The sequence below is a fragment of the Bacillus sp. Marseille-Q1617 genome (assembly GCF_903645295.1).
Lineage (GTDB): Bacteria > Bacillota > Bacilli > Bacillales > Bacillaceae_B > Rossellomorea.
In genome coordinates this window covers 461,172-477,502 of the sequence record NZ_CAHJXM010000003.1, presented here as the reverse complement: position 1 = coordinate 477,502, position 16,331 = coordinate 461,172, and the positions used below count along the sequence as shown (strand labels likewise).

Here is a 16,331-nt window from a genome sequence, read left to right as displayed (position 1 = left end):
CGAATTTCTATTTCTTATATCCAACATGCATGGCAGCCACTCCGCCGCTATATGGTTTAAAGTATATATCTTTGAAGCCGGCCTCTTTAAACAAGTCAGCCAACTCCTTCATTCCGGGAAAGTCCCTCGCGGATTCCTGAAGCCAGGAATATTCCGTAAAACTTTTTGCAAAGATCCTTCCAAACACAGGCATGATAAATCTAAAGTACATGTAGTAAAGCTGCTTGAATCCAAACATGGTGGGCTGTGATGTTTCAAGGCAAACAGCCATTCCGCCCGGCTTCAATACACGATTCATTTCTTTCAAGACTTGTAAGTAGTCGGGAACATTTCTCAATCCAAATCCGATCGTGACATAATCGAATGTATTGTCTTCAAAAGGCAGCTCCATTGCATTACCGTGAATTAGCTCAATATTGTTTAACGGAGATTCTTTTACTTTCTCTTTACCGATCGACAGCATATTTTGACTGAAGTCCAATCCAAATACTTTTCCTTCTTCCCGCACCTCTTCACCAAGTGCAAGCGTCCAGTCTGCCGTCCCGCAGCACACATCAAGAGCTTTGGATCCTTCCTGCACACTCATATACTTCATCGTTTCTTTCCGCCATTTTTTATGCTGTTGGAAACTGATTACTGAGTTCATTTTGTCATAGTTTGAATAAATCTTTTCAAAAACGCCATGAACTTTTTGTTCTTTCGACTGCTGCATAACAATTACCCTTCTTCCGCATATAATTTCGTAGTAGCAAGAGGCTCAGTGAAAGGAAGAAATTCAACAAATAACTCTTTGACCCCAGTAGGCACCGGATCACTCTTATCTAACTGAACTTCTATATCTTTTTGGATCTTATCCATTGTGTGGTCAATGGCGGACAATATGTGATGATCTTCCACCCGCTCTTCCGAGTGCTTCAGAACAGATGCAAGAGCATTGCTGAAGATGGTGTCCTGTGAATTCAAATGTGCATAGCGTTCTTGTAAGAGTCTATTATATAAAAAAGTGTCTGAAAGAAGAGAAACCCAGTCTTTCTGATGAAAGAATTCATAGAAATGTGTAAAAATGGACGTTTCGATAATCCTTACATATTCCATCAATTCTTCGACTGAAGTGCACTCTTCTTTGTACATCGATATCTTACATTCATTTATTTTCTTAATTGCGCTCGATAAAGCTTCGATCAGCCCGACGTCCTCAGTATCTGCAAGCGTTTTATAATAAAGACTGCTAAAATAAACTCCTGCAAGCACGGTTAACTGTCTTTCTTTTAGAGAATCCTGTTCGGAAATTGTCACCTTCTCATGGGTCTCAAGGGCAACATGTAAAAACATAGCAGTAGAAATCCACTTCATTTCCTGTTGAGTGATCATTCGCTGACCATTCATAAATGGAAGAAGCAGATAGTTGATGCGATTACGATCAATAAAAGGCTGATCGATATACTCCTTTAAATAAGAATGGTGCAGCTGCTCTTCTATGTATTGATGAATGATATTCGCTTGATGATTGTAATCAGTGAATTTCATACCCTATTTCCCCATTTCTACTATGTTTCACACGATAAATTTCAGCAATAAACATTATACCATAAAACTTTCATAAATAGGGAGTCATCGACTATCCCCATATCATTTCTCAAAGATTTCACCTGCCATCTCATTTTTTCGGAGTAGGCCAGATGGTGAATCCCATATAATAAAGGGGACGACTAAGAATAATGGTTCTTGGTTCGTCCCGCCTGTCTAATGCTATTTTTTGTTTTCACTTTCTATTTCACCATAACTGGTCAGAATCGTAGCCTTCCCTCTCACCTTGATGGCAGAAGTATGATCAGTAAATTGAGCAATCATCACTTCACCTTTATCCAGCTTTTCGGAATGATGAAAGCGCGTATCCGTTCCCCGTGTGAGACCGATTACGTTAACGCCGTCTTCAGCGGCCTTAATAACCACATAATCATTTGAATTCATTACACCCACTCCTGTACTTGTTACTTCTTAATAAATGAAAGCACTTCGTTCCGCGCTTGTGGATCCTCTTTGAATGTCCCGCGCACTGCGGTCGTCACTGTGCTCGATCCAGGTTTCTTAACCCCTCTCATCGTCATGCACATATGTTCTGCCTCCACAACCACCATGACACCATATGGTTCTAGGGTTTCCATAATGGAATCAGCTACCGTTGAGGTAATCCTTTCTTGAAGCTGAGGTCTTCTCGCAACTGATTCAACAGCTCTTGCCAGCTTACTCAGACCGGTGACCCTTCCATTCCGGGGTACATACGCAACATGTGCTTTTCCATAGAAAGGGACCAGGTGGTGTTCACACATTGAATAAAAAGGGATATCTTTAACAAGGACCAGCTCTTCGTGGTCTTCACTGAAAATGGTTTCAAAATATTCTTTAGGATCATGATCTATTCCAGAGAAAACTTCTGCATACATTTTCGCAACGCGTTTAGGCGTATCCAAAAGCCCTTCTCTATTAGGATTTTCTCCTATTGCTTCAAGTATTAAACGCACTGCTTCTTCTATTTGGCTATGATTGACTTCTGCCATTATGTTGTCCTCCTACTATCACTTAAAAAAATAAACTAACATTGTTAATATTAGCATAAGCCAATAATCTCATCAAAGCCTAGTGTTTTAGAAGTTTTAAAAAAATCACATTCAATCACCGCTGTTAATTTCCGTGCAAGACTTCGCTTTCCGCGGGCGGCCGGTGAGCCTCCTCCTCGCAGATGCTCCTGCGGGTTAGAAAAGCGGAGGGGCTTTGCTCAGAGGCGGTTGGCATAAGGCGAATCGTCCAAGAAGGCGTTCTTTGCCTTCTTGGACGATTTGACTTATGACATGTGCCTCTAAGCCCCGGAGCTGGACAAGTCTCACCTGTCTCGCTTTTCCCGCAGGAGTCTTCGTCTTGCACTCCAATCAACAGCTGTAAACTATAATATTCAAATACACACTTTAAAATAGTGAATATGATTTAAGTTTATCAACATAATGATAATGGATATGAACATACTAATGTAAGACTAGTTTTCAAGAAAGAAAAAAAGACCGCATGATATGCGGCCTTTTCCTAACGCTCAAAGTATGTAATTATTTTACAGCTTCTTTAAGCGCTTTACCTGGTTTGAAAGCAGGTACTTTGCTTGCTGAGATTTCGATCTCTTCACCTGTTTGTGGGTTGCGACCTTTACGGGCTGCACGCTCACGTACTTCGAAGTTACCGAATCCGATTAATTGTACTTTATCACCATTTGCAAGTGATTCTTGAATTGTATCGAAAACAGCGTCAACCGCTTTAGTAGCGTCCTTCTTAGATAGCTCAGCAGCTTCTGCAACAGCATTGATTAATTCTGTCTTGTTCATGCCATTCACCTCCTCCCAAGGAAATGTCTCAGTCATGATTCATTTACTTTAATATCATTAGTAAACAACTTTAGCGGATTCTATACATAAAGCATAGAAAAATCGCTTGAAAACGTTGCTGAATCAATATTCAACAACAATTCTGTTAAAAGATTATCACAATAGAATGGGCTTAGCAAGAATAAATCAAGAAATAATGGGAATCTTTTCTTATTTGATACATAAATGTAATAGAATCTCCTCTTTTTCCCTTTATATTGCTATTTCTTGAAGTGTTTCTTATTGATGTAAGCGTTTCATCACCCCCGTTGCTCTTAAACAGTTCCCATTCCTTTATAGAGTTAAACATGACTGGCGAAAAAGTTTATTATATTCAAGCGTTCCCCTTCGATTGCCGCTATTGATTTCCGTGCAAGACTTCGCTTTCCGCGGATAGCCCGTGAGCCTCCTCGTCGCTCTGCTCCTGTGGGGTCTCACATTAGCTACTCTTCCCGCAGGAGCTTCGTCTTGCACTCCAATCAACCGCTGAGAACATTTTATTATGTCTCTATTCTTCCAAATAACCTATTCAGGAACATCACATCACCTGGTTCAACAAATTCTGAGCCTTCTCTGTTGTATAATGTACTCCCCAAAGCTTAATCAATAAAAAAAAGACCCCCCTAAAGAGAGTCTAAAAGAGTTTATAGGATGATAGCGATCAGTCCGCCGGAGCCTTCGTTGATGATTCTTTCGAGTGTGTCTTTCAGTTTGTATCGGGCATTTTCAGGCATTAGCGAGAGTTTGGCTGAGATGCCTTCCCTTACGATGGAGCTTAAGCTTCTTCCAAAGATATCGGAGTTCCAAATCGAAAGCGGATCATCTTCAAAGTCCTGCATCAAGTAGCGTACGAGTTCTTCGCTTTGTTTTTCTGTACCGATGATCGGTTCAAATTTGGATTGTACATCCACCTTGATCATGTGAATCGAAGGTGCTACTGCTTTCAGGCTTACACCGAATCTTGATCCCTGACGAATGATTTCCGGCTCATCCAGACTCATGTCATTAAGTGAAGGTGCAGCGATTCCGTACCCTGTCTGCTTTACCATCCTCAGGGCGTCGGAAATCTGGTCATATTCTGCTTTCGCATGAGCGAAGTCCTGCATGAGTTCCAGCAAGTGATCCTTACCTCGTATTTCCACCCCTACGATTTCTTTTAAGACTTCATCATAGAGCTCATCCGGGGCATATAAATCGATCTCCGCAATCCCCTGACCCATATCAATACCTGCAAGGCCCGCTCTTTCAATATGCTCGAACTCACTGAAGTAGTGGACGACGCGGTCCACGTCCCGCAGGCGCTTGATATCCTTGACCGTTTCTTTCACTGCTTCCTGGTAATTTTGTCGCAGCCAATGTTCTTCTTTTAATACCATGACCCAGCTCGGTAAATTCACATTCACTTCAAGTACAGGGAATTCGAACAGTGCTTCACGCAGTACATTCAGCACATCTGAATCCCTCATACTTTCCACACTCATCGCCAGAACCGGGATATCATATTTCTCCTGCAGCTTCACTCTCAGCTCTTCCGTTTCAGTGGCATGAGGTCTCGCGGAGTTGATGACCATGATAAATGGTTTACCAACTTCTTTTAATTCCTCGATGACTCTTTCCTCTGCTTCGATATAGTCACTTCTTCCTATTTCCCCGATCGAGCCATCCGTCGTGACCACCACACCGATCGTTGAGTGCTCCTGAATAACTTTCCTTGTGCCGATTTCAGCTGCTTCATGAAAAGGGATAGGTTCCTCATACCAAGGGGTATTGATCATCCTAGGGCCATTTTCATCTTCGTAACCCTTCGCACCAGGTACGGTGTAGCCGACACAGTCTACTAATCTTACATTTACTTCCAACCCCTCGTCCACATGCACCGATATTGCCTGGTTAGGAACGAATTTAGGTTCCGTTGTCATGATTGTCTTTCCTGCAGCACTTTGCGGCAGTTCATCCTGTGCTCTTGCCCGTTCTGACTCACTTGCGATATTAGGAAGGACAACAAGCTCCATAAACTTCTTGATGAAGGTTGATTTACCTGTTCTTACTGCTCCCACCACACCTAAATAGATATCTCCGCCAGTTCTTTCAGCAATGTCTTTGAATAGATCGACTCTTTCCAAGAGATTCCCTCCCATCTTATATTCCAGGGATGTTTCATCCGTGTATTCTGCCTCACATTTTATATTTATGATGTTGTCCTAATGACTTATGACTATTAATATGATTTTTTTACCTCCTTATGACTATGAATTGAATTTATTATGTCGCAGCAATTATGTTCAGTTGAATTTGATGAAAACTCCCTATAAAGGATGACATAAAAATAATAACCCTTCTCCTACAATATATTTTGCAAGAAAAGGGTTATGCCTATTTTGTCATAAAGACGGGTTCTTTCTTTTCGTCAAGGGTATAAGGAAGGGAATATGCTGGAACAAACAACGAATCCTCCGTCAGCAATGAACGTATGTCCTTCCCTTCTTTGATTGGTTGATCCGTTGATTGGAGCTTTTCATATAAATCCATCGAGTAGTCTACGAAGATTTCTCCACTCCCGTTTATCACAAGTGGAAGCTTCTTATTTGAATAAGGGCTGTCCACATACACTTCTCCATCCAATCCTATCTTTTCATAGTTTAATTTATATACGTTATGAGCCACCTGCTCTTTAAAAGGAGGGTAGCCTTGAGCTTTGATCCTTATTTTGATTTCCCTTATTTTTTCGGCCATCCGGAGATCAAATATCTTCACAGTCGGGTTTTCCTCTACATCTGTTAAGACATATTGAAATATCCCGCCGTTCTCAAATGCATTACCTGGAATTTCTGATAGATACTGAGGCGCGATCTTCCGAAAGTCGATTGGATATTTTTGATAAATCGGTGTATCCTTGTCTCTTGTCTTGATCGGCAGGAGCCCGTTATTATCTGTTTGGTATCGCTCGACAGCTTCTTGAACAGCTTTGACCTGGTTGTCATATGGAATTTGGTTCTGACTGAGTTTCTCCTCAGGATAAAGACAGCCTGATAGTAGTGTCATAGTTATGATAAGGAGCATTCCGGTTAAAGCAACACGTTTCAATCTGCAAAACTTCCTTTCGCTTCTTAATAGGTTGGACCGCTGAAGACGATATAGATCATCATGAGTCCGCCTGCTATCATCAGTATGTATGCCATAAAAGCAGTAATAAAACGAATGAATTTTTGTTTGATTTTATAGCGGCTGAAATAAATCATTAAAATTGCAAGAAACATAAAGCCCATTGATGCAAATGATATCCACATTTTCATCATAGAAGTCATGGTACATCCCTCCTGTTATCGAATGTATTATATCACAAGTCGTTTCTAAAAGAAGGCTTGTTCAATAAAATGTCAGATTGGTACTTCGAAACATCCACTAAATGATTGCATTACATAAAAGAAGAGCGACCCAAGAACCCGGAATCATTGAAATAATGATTTTTTCCAGGCTCATGAGTTGCTCTAATGACTGAAAGAGACCTACCCATCCATAGGCAAAGCTGTATATATTCATCACAGTGTATGCACGGGTTCCGCCTTTCGCATCCTCTAATGCCTATTATTGTAAGATTTTTATCGGACTATGAGCGTTCGCCCAATATATTCACCAAATCTTCCATTTCATTTGTCTTTCCCCGTGACATTAAATGATCGACCGCTTCTTTTGCTTCCACATCATTAAATAATACATCGTACAGTGCGTTTGTAATCGGCATCTTCACATCGTATTTTTGGGCGAGCTGATGCCCTGCTTTCGTTGTTCGGACACCTTCCACCACCATGCCCATGTTGTCGAGTACTTCCTGGAGTTTATGCCCTTTTCCAAGCATATTCCCCGCTCTCCAGTTTCTGGAGTGAACACTGGTACAAGTAACGATTAAATCGCCGATACCTGCCAATCCGGAGAAAGTGAGCGGGTTAGCCCCCATTTTGGTCCCTAACCTTGCAATTTCAGCTAGTCCCCTCGTAATCAGGGCAGCCTTGGCATTATCACCATACCCCAGTCCGTCAGTGATTCCGGCAGCAAGAGCAATGATGTTTTTTAAGGCCCCGCCAATTTCAACACCAAGCATATCAGGATTCGTGTAAACTCTAAAATTCTGGTTCATGAAAAGATCCTGGACTTCTTCGGCAGACTTCATATCTTCAGATGACACCGTCACGGTTGTTGGATGCCTTAAGCTTACTTCTTCGGCATGACTCGGTCCTGAAAGAACGACGACAGAACGCAGATTACCTGGTTCCATTTCATCTTCTATGATTTCAGAGATCCTTAAAAGGCTGTCAGGTTCAATCCCCTTACTCACATGCACGATCGTTAAAGGATTACTTTGCACCTCTTGAATCTGCCCCAGCACCTGCCGGATTGCTTTTGTAGGGACTGCTAATATGATGGTATCGATCCCACCAAGTGATTCTTTCATGTCAGAATAACCTATGATACTTTCAGGAAGCTTTACATCCTTTAAGTATTTATGATTCGTATGTTGTTCGTTAATTTCTTTTATTTGTTCTGCTTTATGTCCCCACAGCCTGACTTCACGGTCGTTGTCTGCCAATACCATGGCAAGAGCCGTACCCCAGCTTCCTGCACCGATAACCGTCACTTTTCGAGAATTTTTCATTTTTACACCTACCTTATTATTTTCTTGCACGGGCGATAATACGAATAGGAGTCCCTTCAAACCCGAATGCATCACGAATTCTATTTTCCAGGAATCGTTCATAAGAAAAATGCATCAATTCAGGGTCATTGACAAAAACAACAAAAGTCGGCGGTTTGACCGCTACTTGAGTTGCATAATAAATTCTTAGTCTCTTGCCATTATCCGTAGGAGTCGGATTCATTGCCACTGCATCCATGACTACTTCATTCAGGACGCTTGACTGGACTCGCAATGCATGGTTTTCACTCGCCATGTTAATGACAGGGAGCAGCGTATGAATCCTCTTCTTCGTTTTTGCAGACAGGAAGATGATCGGTGCATAATCAAGGAATTGAAAATGATCACGAATGTTTTGTTCCCATTTATTCATTGTTTTCTCATCTTTTTCAACAGCATCCCACTTATTCACCACGATCACGACTGCACGGCCTGCATCATGGGCATAGCCTGCAATTTTCTTGTCCTGTTCTATTATTCCTTCTTCACCGTCAATCACAACAAGGACAACATCAGAACGCTCAATGGCTCTCAGGGCTCTTAATACACTGTATTTTTCAGTTGTTTCATACACTTTACCTTTCTTTCTCATTCCGGCAGTATCAATGATGACATACTCTTGTCCATCATACGTGTAGGAAGAATCTATTGCATCCCGGGTCGTACCGGCAACATTACTGACGATGACACGGTCTTCCCCTAATAATGCATTCACCAAGGATGATTTACCAACATTCGGGCGTCCGATCAGTGAAAATTTAATGACTTCTTCACCATATTCTTCGTCATCTTCCTTTTTAAAATGCTTAGCAGCTTCGTCAAGCAGATCCCCTAATCCAAGTCCGTGAGAACCTGAAATCGGGAATGGCTCCCCAAATCCCAATGAGTAGAAATCATATACCATTTCCCTCATTTCTGGATTATCAATCTTATTGACGCCGAGAACTACAGGTTTGTTTGAACGGTAAAGAATTTTCGCCACGATTTCATCTGCAGCTGTCACCCCTTCACGGCCATTGGTGAGGAAAATGATGACATCTGCTTCATCAATCGCAATTTCTGCCTGTTGTCTGATTTGATCAAGGAACGGCTCATTTCCTAACTCGATACCACCCGTGTCAATAATATTAAATTCATGAGTCAGCCATTCTGCTGAACTGTATATACGATCCCTTGTAACTCCGGGAACATCCTCTACAATCGATATTCTTTCTCCGACAATCCTATTAAAAATCGTGGACTTACCAACATTGGGACGCCCTACGATTGCAACAACTGGTTTAGACACTCTTTTTCACCCTTTCTTGAAGAAGCTTATGGTTCATTCATTATCCTTTAAGCCTTTTCATTTCCACTGTTTCAAGTTACATACATTCTCAATAATAAAGACTGGCCCATAAGCTGCGTTTTCCCTTATGGGTCAGTCCCCCTAACTTTAGTATTTTATCAGTAAAAGAATGAACTGGCAATCAATGTTTCACAATGATGAACAGCCCAGGATCCAATTCATGTGCAATACCGTCCAATATTGCTTCCAGGTTGGCACAGATCTTCTGCAGCTCTTCTTCTGTTTTGCAATGAAACACCGCTGTTCCGCTGGGCACTCTTTCAGGTGAAGTTGTTACAGCCGCTAAAATGAATTTCTGAATAGTCGTACTCAATCTGCTTTACTCCCCTTTTGAATGGCTTTTGATTCAGATGGCATCCTTATAGCATTTTCCAGTGTCGGCACCTGACCGAGGATCGCGATGGCTTTCTCAACGTCTTTCCTTTGCGGTAATACAAATACCGCCACCCTTCCATCATCCAGGTCTCTTTTAGCCAAAGGAGTGAGTGCGGGGGTTCCCGAGTCTTTAAAGATGCCCAATGAAGTGGACACATCATGCAGTATTGCCTGCCTTTGACCAAGATTTGCAATCGTAGATCTGGCATCGAATGATTTAGGGGATAGCACAAAACCCATACCATATCTCAGTATCTCTTCCTGCCTTACTTTAAGACCGATATTCATGATATAAATATTATCCACGTACAGTCCTGCATCCTTAAAGTGCGGCTTAACAAACTTGATATTGACAATATCTTTAAGCTTTCCGCCAGCCATCAATTTATGTGAAATGACCATGCACACCACACTGACTAGAATGGCCGCATAAAAATTAAATACAATATATACCAAAGTTGCGATTAGAGATGTAAAGATCACAAGGTAATTTCTGCTTTCAAATGCCACGGCAATTCCTTCGATATAGGTTGCACCCCGTGGTACCAGTTCGTAGGCATCCAGTTCCGTCAATGTGTTTCTTTCCATATTTCTTACATCACGGAATTGTGAGGCAGCCACCGTCAAAAAGGTGATGGCCGTGAAGTTTTCTTCCAATAATGCAGGTACAGCAATCGTGCCGAGTCCTGCCGCTATGAAACCAAGTGCTATATGTATGATTTTCCCGTGTAAATACGTTGGGTACTGTCTATAGTCCGTACGGAGCATATAGATTCTCGTTAATGTGCCGACAACTACCCCGAAGATAACGGGGTTTACATACTCATTCATAAATTTTTGATTTCCCCTTTATTAGGTGATAGTTTGCTGCTCATCAAGCCATTCATGGCATGAATGATCTTCCATGTAATGGTGATCAAAGCCATGCAGGCTGTCATATCCAAATAGAGGTGACTCCCAATCGATTCACCAAATCCAATTTTATTTAACGTGACGTTCAATAATACTTCTCCAGCCATCGTGCCTGCCAGCACTGCAAGGAACAGAATCTTCATCTTTTTAATCGTGCTATAAAATATAAAGCCAATGCTCATGGATAAAAGTGCCGAAATTAGATGAGATTCGATGATCATCAGTACCGGATCATAAATGGCAATTAGGCCTATTCCCGCATAAGACATCGCTACCGTCAAAATACAGATCAACATATATAGTTTTTGCCTCAGACCCAGGAGACGGATATAGATGAACGTCAGGACGACTAAAAAAATGTAAGTTGCGTACACCTCGTATGAAAACAGGGTGACATGATATGGAAACAAGCAAATCATGCACAACAAAATGAAGGAATACTTAAAGCGGCCCTTTTCGTTCTTTCCCATCATGAATGTTGTATAGATCCATAATCCCCATGATACCCATAAAAATAAAATACCTTCCATGACCCCATTCCCTCCTATTATCTACATTATGGAAAATCTTTATGTAATTCATTCATGCATGTTTCATTTTATTCTTGAAAAAATAAGTAAAGGAGGTGGTTGATATGGGAAGAGATCGTCAAGAAAAGAAATTAAAGCAAAGCAGACGTGTTGAATCTGATCGTGATCAAGAGCTTCAGAACAAGGGTGCAACAGGAATGGAAAGCCCGGAAGAATCAAGAAGAAGACAGAAATAAACCAAACATCTTTGAAACTAAAAAAACGGATCCCTTTACGAAGGAATCCGTTTTCTTCATTATTTATTCATTTTTCTATTACTGAAATTGTCTGGTTTCAATCCGCGAACCTTCATCCAATGATGCACTTCGCCTGATAAAATCAGAGGAACTTCATGCAAATCTTCAATCTTGTTACACCCTAATGCGCACATGAGAAATCGTATGTCGGTATGAATATCATTCACTTCATTTATCGTTTCATTAAGGCCTTTATCTATGATGCTTCTCAATACAGCTCCAGCCATGCCTGCAGCGCACGCGCCTAAACTTAACGCTTTGACGATATCCAAACTGTTCCTTATTCCTCCAGAAGCCATTATTGGAAGATCACTCGCTGAGCAAGTTTCAACAATGGAGAGGGCAGTTGGAATTCCCCAGTCATCAAAATAACCCAGCATTCTTTGTCTGCGCTGATTTTCGATCTTAGAGAAATTCGTTCCACCGTAGCCGCCGATATCTATTGCTGCAATCGGAGTTTCCGAAAGAGCCAGGGCTGCTTCCCTGCCAATACCAAAGCCAGTCTCTTTCACAATGACCGGGACTGATAACCTGTCTGCAATCATATTGATCCGATCAATCGCACCTTTAAAATCCCGGTCTCCTTCCGGCATGGTCAATTCCTGAATGACATTCAAATGAATCTGGAGGGCATCTGCCTCGATCATTTCCACTGCATCCGCTGCCTGCTGCACAGTTGCTTCACTTCCAAGATTGGCAAGAATGATGCCGTCAGGGTTGTTCTTTCTGACAATTTCGTATGTCTTCCGTTCATCCGGACTCTTTATTGCGGACATTTGCGAGCCCACAGCCAGTGCGATTCCTGTTTCCCGTGCCAAAATAGATAAGTCACCATTGATTTTCGAGGTGTATTCGCCGCCTCCGCCCGTCATTGCATTCACAAAAATTGGCGAACTTAAAGAAAGTTCGCCAATTCGGGACTGGAGGCCGGTGTCATCAAGTGCTGAATTCGGAAGGCTTTGATGGACAAATTTCACATCTTCAAAACCCGTCTTATCCTGCTGCCCTGTTGAAAGGGCGAAATTTATATGATCCCGTTTTCGTTGAGCTCTTGTCACAGTCCATCACCATTTTTATTTAAGATCTTTTAATTTATCTCCAATCATTTCACCTAATTGGAATCCGGTGTTTTCTTCCGGCATTTCATAATCCGTCACTTCTTCTTCCTTCTCTTCCAATGCTTTTATGCTTAAAGAAAGACGTTGTTCAGATTCATTTACATCCAATACTTTTACTTTAACCGATTGATCTTCTTTTAATACTTCATGCGGAGTGCCGATGTGTTTATGCGAAATTTGTGAGATGTGTACCAACCCTTCTACACCAGGGAATACCTCAACGAATGCTCCATAAGAAACCAATCGCTTCACGACCCCATCCAAGACGCTTCCTTTAGGAGCTTTTTCAGAAATGTCACTCCACGGCCCAGGCAGTGTCTCTTTGATTGATAATGAAATCCTTTCATTATCACGGTCGACACTTAATACCTTGACTTGTACTTTTTGTCCTTCAGTTACCACGTCGGAAGGTTTTTCTACATGCTCATGGGACAGCTGGGAAATATGGACAAGTCCGTCTACTCCGCCAATATCCACGAATGCACCGAAATCAGTGATGCGTTGAACCGTACCTTCGAGGACGGCCCCGGATTCAATGTCAGTCAGCAGCTGTTTCTTCTGCTCTTGTTTTTCAGCTTCCACTACTGCACGATGGGAAAGGATCAAACGGTTCTTCTCTTGGTCGAGTTCTACTATCTTAAATGTAAGAACCTTATCCTTGTAGTCTGAGAAATCCTCCACATAGTAATCCTCCACTAATGAGGCAGGCACAAACCCCCTCACTCCAAGATCGACTACCAGACCGCCTTTGACCACGTCTTTGACCTCCGCTTCAAAAACATCTCCATTTTCAAAACGATTCTTCATTTCTTCCCACGCTTTTTCAGCATCGACTTTACGCTTAGAAAGGACGAGCAGTTCCTCTTCCACTTTTGTCACGATTAACTCCAGTACATCTCCTTCACTCACTACGTCAGAAGCTTTTTCAATGTGAAGGCTTGAGAGTTCACTAATTGGAATGATGCCATCCACTTTACTATCTTGAACATCAACTAGGACTTGTTTTTCTTCGACCTTAGTGACGGTACCCTTAACTTTTTCACCAATCTCGAGATTTTTCACTTCAATTCCATTCATGTCTTCCATTATGTACTCCTCCTTAATCCATGACTGCAAAGATTTTATTTTGTGAATTTTTACACAATTTAAATAAATTATTCTTTCTACTAACTTCTAATAAATAGAACTATTTGTCAAGCAAGAAAGTCCTCTCCATCATTTCGTAAGTTTGACGATATGCTCCATGATGATTTCGGTCGTTTTCTCTGCATTGAGCTTTTGTTCTCTTACTTCTTTCATTGGAACAGGCGGCCCATACACCACTTTTAATTTCTTAAATGGCTTATACGGCCCAATGATTGCGCACGGTACCACTTTCGCTTCAGATCTAAGAGCAAAAAAACCGGCACCGGCCAAACCCTTTCCGATCTGCCCTGTTTTACTTCTAGTACCCTCAGGAAACAATCCTAAAACCTTTCCTTCATTCAAGACTTTCAATCCTTTTCGCAATGCTTCTCGATCACTCATACCCCTTTTTACAGGAAAGGCATGAATTTTTGGAAGGATCTTCCCAAGCAGCGGCACTTTGAACAGTTCATCTTTCGCCATAAATGAAACTGGCCTTGGGGCTGTGATGCCGACCACGGGAGGATCCAGGTTGTCGATGTGGTTCGCGCACAGCAGCACTCCTCCTTCTTTTGGAAAATGTTCCAATCCGGAAACCTCGATGCGGTAAAGAGGAGAGAGAATAGACTTTACTAATCCTTTCGCAAATGAATATAGATTCACGTTACCCTTTCCTTTCCACTAGAGACATAATGCGGTCAACGACTTCAGAAATTGACAAGGATGTCGTATCGATCTCAATGGCATCATCTGCTTTTTTCAATGGAGCGACTTCCCGTTCAGAATCAATTTTATCTCTTCGTGCAATTTCTTCTTTTAATTTTTCAAGATCTGAAGGAAACCCTTTTGCTACATTTTCTTCATGTCTTCTCTGAGCTCTTTCCTCAACGCTTGCCAATAAGAAGACTTTGACCTCTGCATCAGGTATGACATGTGTGCCGATATCCCTTCCATCCATCACCACGCCGCCTTCACTGGCAAGCTCCTGCTGTCTCTTCACCATTTCTTCTCTGACAAGTGAATGGACGGCCACGTGTGAGACTGAATTTGTCACTTCCGATTGACGGATTTCATCGGTTACATTTTCCCCGTCAAGGAGGACAAGCTGACCTTTCTCAGAAGGTTCCAAATCGATTTTGGTCGTTTCCAGCAATTTTGTCAGTTTTGTCTGATCATGCAAGTCCACATCTGACTTCAATGCTTTATATGTCAGCGAACGGTACATGGCTCCTGTATCAATATAAAGATAGGATAACTTCCCTGCTACTATCTTAGCGACGGTACTCTTCCCGGCTGCTGCAGGTCCGTCAATGGCAATCCTTAATTTCATAAAACATCCACCTACTTAAATTCCTTATAATTTCTTCCCTATTCTATCATAAAATCAGTCCAACTTAATAAGAACTTTCTCTTTAAAGCGCTTACTTACCTAATTCTGCAACAAAAAAACAGCAGGCTGAATTCACCTGCTTCGACTTCCTGATATGGTTTCCACAATTTCACTATATTCCATCTTTTCCACTCCTTCATAAAATATGATTTTATGGAGTTCCGGCAGTATATTAAGTTCATGAAAAACAAATTGAACAGCCAGGAGTAAAACAAAATGGATCATGACGAGCTTTATCAATATCCGCTCCACTGCTTTCATCGGCTTCACTCTTTTCCTATCATTAAAGAGGCTCTTTTGCATGATTATCTTTTTAATGAAAAACAGCCATTAAGAAAAAGTATGTGTAAATGATGGAAATTTATTCAAGAAGCCCTTTTTTTCTCAGTTCCAATTGCCTTTCAAAACAATAGCGCATGATGAGCTGACGCTGTGTTTCTGTTAAGTTAAGAAATTGGATGCTTGCAATTTTTTTCTTGTTTCGTTCCCACACCCGGACGAGGCTTCCTGCTATCTCGAGGTAGTGGCATTCCCCGGTTTGCATGCTGAGGACAATGATCATCGTGATGCGTGCCCCTTGTTTGACTTCCATCCCCTCCTTTAACAGTACAGCACCCCCGCCGGCACTTATGTCCTCAGTGACAGTGGGATGATACTGATCGTCGAAGTAAAGGGAGATATCCGCATTAGCTTCTACGCGGACAAATTGTCTTCTTTGGATCTTAACCAATTCGTCTTCCCCCGGGTAGTGAATATGAATCATGGGGATCTTTGCAATTTTCCTGCTTAGTACTTCCGTCTCAAACATCAGGACGGTTTGTTCATTCTGGATAAAGCTTGCTTTTAGCTGGGTGCCGTTAATTAAAAAAACAGTTTTCCCCGTTTTCGTATGTATTGGATAATCGATATATATCCCGTCATGTCCTGATTCCACCACCCTGCAGCGGTATGTTTCAAATGTATCATTATGAACAGGTTCAAGTTGCAGTGTTGTTCCGGCTTTGATCATTGCACATTACTCTCACTTTCTGAGCTTCTGTTTATATGTATCCTTATTATGTCACGTAAAATACTTCCTTTCCATACTTTTTTTGCTAATTTATTGATAACTTCAGCCCATAAAAAAAGACGATACCT

At 41.6% G+C, this 16,331-nt stretch carries 20 protein-coding genes; 1 reads left to right on the top strand and 19 read right to left on the bottom strand.

The window, feature by feature from the left end; genetic code table 11:
* Nucleotides 1-7: 7 nt before the first annotated feature.
* The 13 genes from HWX64_RS19665 to HWX64_RS19605 form a co-directional block, all read right to left on the bottom strand.
* Nucleotides 8-712, bottom strand: coding sequence for a demethylmenaquinone methyltransferase (locus tag HWX64_RS19665; RefSeq protein ID WP_175991202.1), 705 nt, complete (start codon nt 710-712; stop codon nt 8-10).
* A 5-nt stretch (nt 713-717) separates the two neighbouring features.
* Entirely contained in the window at nt 718-1,527 is an 810-nt protein-coding gene (locus HWX64_RS19660) for a heptaprenyl diphosphate synthase component 1 (RefSeq protein WP_175991201.1), read from the bottom strand.
* A 222-nt stretch (nt 1,528-1,749) separates the two neighbouring features.
* Nucleotides 1,750-1,980: a trp RNA-binding attenuation protein MtrB gene (mtrB, locus tag HWX64_RS19655; RefSeq protein ID WP_175991200.1), complete on the bottom strand. Its 231-nt coding sequence runs from the start codon at nt 1,978-1,980 to the stop codon at nt 1,750-1,752.
* Between the two features lie 11 nt (nt 1,981-1,991).
* Nucleotides 1,992-2,558, bottom strand: coding sequence for a GTP cyclohydrolase I FolE (gene folE / locus HWX64_RS19650; protein ID WP_175991199.1), 567 nt, complete (start codon nt 2,556-2,558; stop codon nt 1,992-1,994).
* A gap of 540 nt (nt 2,559-3,098) precedes the next feature.
* Nucleotides 3,099-3,371, bottom strand: a complete 273-nt coding sequence (locus HWX64_RS19645) for an HU family DNA-binding protein (protein ID WP_032087878.1) — start codon at nt 3,369-3,371, stop codon at nt 3,099-3,101.
* 683 nt (nt 3,372-4,054) lie between these two features.
* Nucleotides 4,055-5,533 (bottom strand): stage IV sporulation protein A, encoded by a 1,479-nt coding sequence (gene spoIVA, locus HWX64_RS19640; protein ID WP_175991198.1) that lies wholly within the window; start codon nt 5,531-5,533, stop codon nt 4,055-4,057.
* Nucleotides 5,534-5,783: 250 nt separating this feature from the next.
* A complete protein-coding gene (locus HWX64_RS19635; protein WP_254871216.1) occupies nt 5,784-6,494 on the bottom strand; it encodes a hypothetical protein in 711 nt (236 codons plus the stop codon).
* A gap of 23 nt (nt 6,495-6,517) precedes the next feature.
* A complete protein-coding gene (locus HWX64_RS19630; protein ID WP_175991197.1) occupies nt 6,518-6,715 on the bottom strand; it encodes a DUF2768 domain-containing protein in 198 nt (65 codons plus the stop codon).
* A 302-nt stretch (nt 6,716-7,017) separates the two neighbouring features.
* Nucleotides 7,018-8,061 carry an NAD(P)H-dependent glycerol-3-phosphate dehydrogenase gene (locus tag HWX64_RS19625; RefSeq protein ID WP_175991196.1) on the bottom strand — a complete coding sequence of 348 codons (1,044 nt, stop codon included), beginning with the start codon at nt 8,059-8,061 and terminating at the stop codon, nt 7,018-7,020.
* Nucleotides 8,062-8,077: 16 nt separating this feature from the next.
* Nucleotides 8,078-9,388: a ribosome biogenesis GTPase Der gene (gene der / locus HWX64_RS19620; RefSeq protein WP_175991195.1), complete on the bottom strand. Its 1,311-nt coding sequence runs from the start codon at nt 9,386-9,388 to the stop codon at nt 8,078-8,080.
* Between the two features lie 181 nt (nt 9,389-9,569).
* Nucleotides 9,570-9,761, bottom strand: a complete 192-nt coding sequence (locus tag HWX64_RS19615; protein WP_175991194.1) for a capping complex subunit for YIEGIA — start codon at nt 9,759-9,761, stop codon at nt 9,570-9,572.
* Nucleotides 9,758-10,654 (bottom strand): YIEGIA family protein, encoded by an 897-nt coding sequence (locus tag HWX64_RS19610; protein WP_175991193.1) that lies wholly within the window; start codon nt 10,652-10,654, stop codon nt 9,758-9,760. The genes HWX64_RS19615 and HWX64_RS19610 overlap by 4 nt, the downstream gene beginning before the upstream one ends.
* Nucleotides 10,651-11,265 carry a hypothetical protein gene (locus tag HWX64_RS19605; RefSeq protein WP_175991192.1) on the bottom strand — a complete coding sequence of 205 codons (615 nt, stop codon included), beginning with the start codon at nt 11,263-11,265 and terminating at the stop codon, nt 10,651-10,653. The genes HWX64_RS19610 and HWX64_RS19605 overlap by 4 nt, the downstream gene beginning before the upstream one ends.
* Nucleotides 11,266-11,369: 104 nt before the next feature.
* Here HWX64_RS19605 and HWX64_RS19600 point away from each other — a divergent pair, with 104 nt between their 5' ends.
* The gene (locus HWX64_RS19600; protein ID WP_175991191.1) at nt 11,370-11,501 is read left to right on the top strand and encodes a YpzI family protein; all 132 of its coding nucleotides are present in this window, start codon (nt 11,370-11,372) and stop codon (nt 11,499-11,501) included.
* A 59-nt stretch (nt 11,502-11,560) separates the two neighbouring features.
* On the opposite strand, the gene fni is transcribed toward HWX64_RS19600, so the two are convergent.
* From fni to HWX64_RS19570, 6 genes are all read right to left on the bottom strand, one after another.
* Entirely contained in the window at nt 11,561-12,619 is a 1,059-nt protein-coding gene (fni, locus tag HWX64_RS19595; RefSeq protein WP_175991190.1) for a type 2 isopentenyl-diphosphate Delta-isomerase, read from the bottom strand.
* A 15-nt stretch (nt 12,620-12,634) separates the two neighbouring features.
* Complete coding sequence (gene rpsA / locus HWX64_RS19590) at nt 12,635-13,768, bottom strand: 30S ribosomal protein S1 (RefSeq protein WP_175991609.1); 1,134 nt, start codon at nt 13,766-13,768, stop codon at nt 12,635-12,637.
* 126 nt (nt 13,769-13,894) lie between these two features.
* Nucleotides 13,895-14,467, bottom strand: a complete 573-nt coding sequence (locus HWX64_RS19585) for a 1-acyl-sn-glycerol-3-phosphate acyltransferase (protein ID WP_175991189.1) — start codon at nt 14,465-14,467, stop codon at nt 13,895-13,897.
* A 1-nt stretch (nt 14,468) separates the two neighbouring features.
* Nucleotides 14,469-15,134: a (d)CMP kinase gene (gene cmk, locus HWX64_RS19580; protein ID WP_175991188.1), complete on the bottom strand. Its 666-nt coding sequence runs from the start codon at nt 15,132-15,134 to the stop codon at nt 14,469-14,471.
* Between the two features lie 132 nt (nt 15,135-15,266).
* The gene (locus HWX64_RS19575; protein ID WP_175991187.1) at nt 15,267-15,455 is read right to left on the bottom strand and encodes a YpfB family protein; all 189 of its coding nucleotides are present in this window, start codon (nt 15,453-15,455) and stop codon (nt 15,267-15,269) included.
* A gap of 100 nt (nt 15,456-15,555) precedes the next feature.
* Nucleotides 15,556-16,203: a flagellar brake protein gene (locus HWX64_RS19570; protein WP_175991186.1), complete on the bottom strand. Its 648-nt coding sequence runs from the start codon at nt 16,201-16,203 to the stop codon at nt 15,556-15,558.
* Nucleotides 16,204-16,331 lie beyond the last annotated feature (128 nt).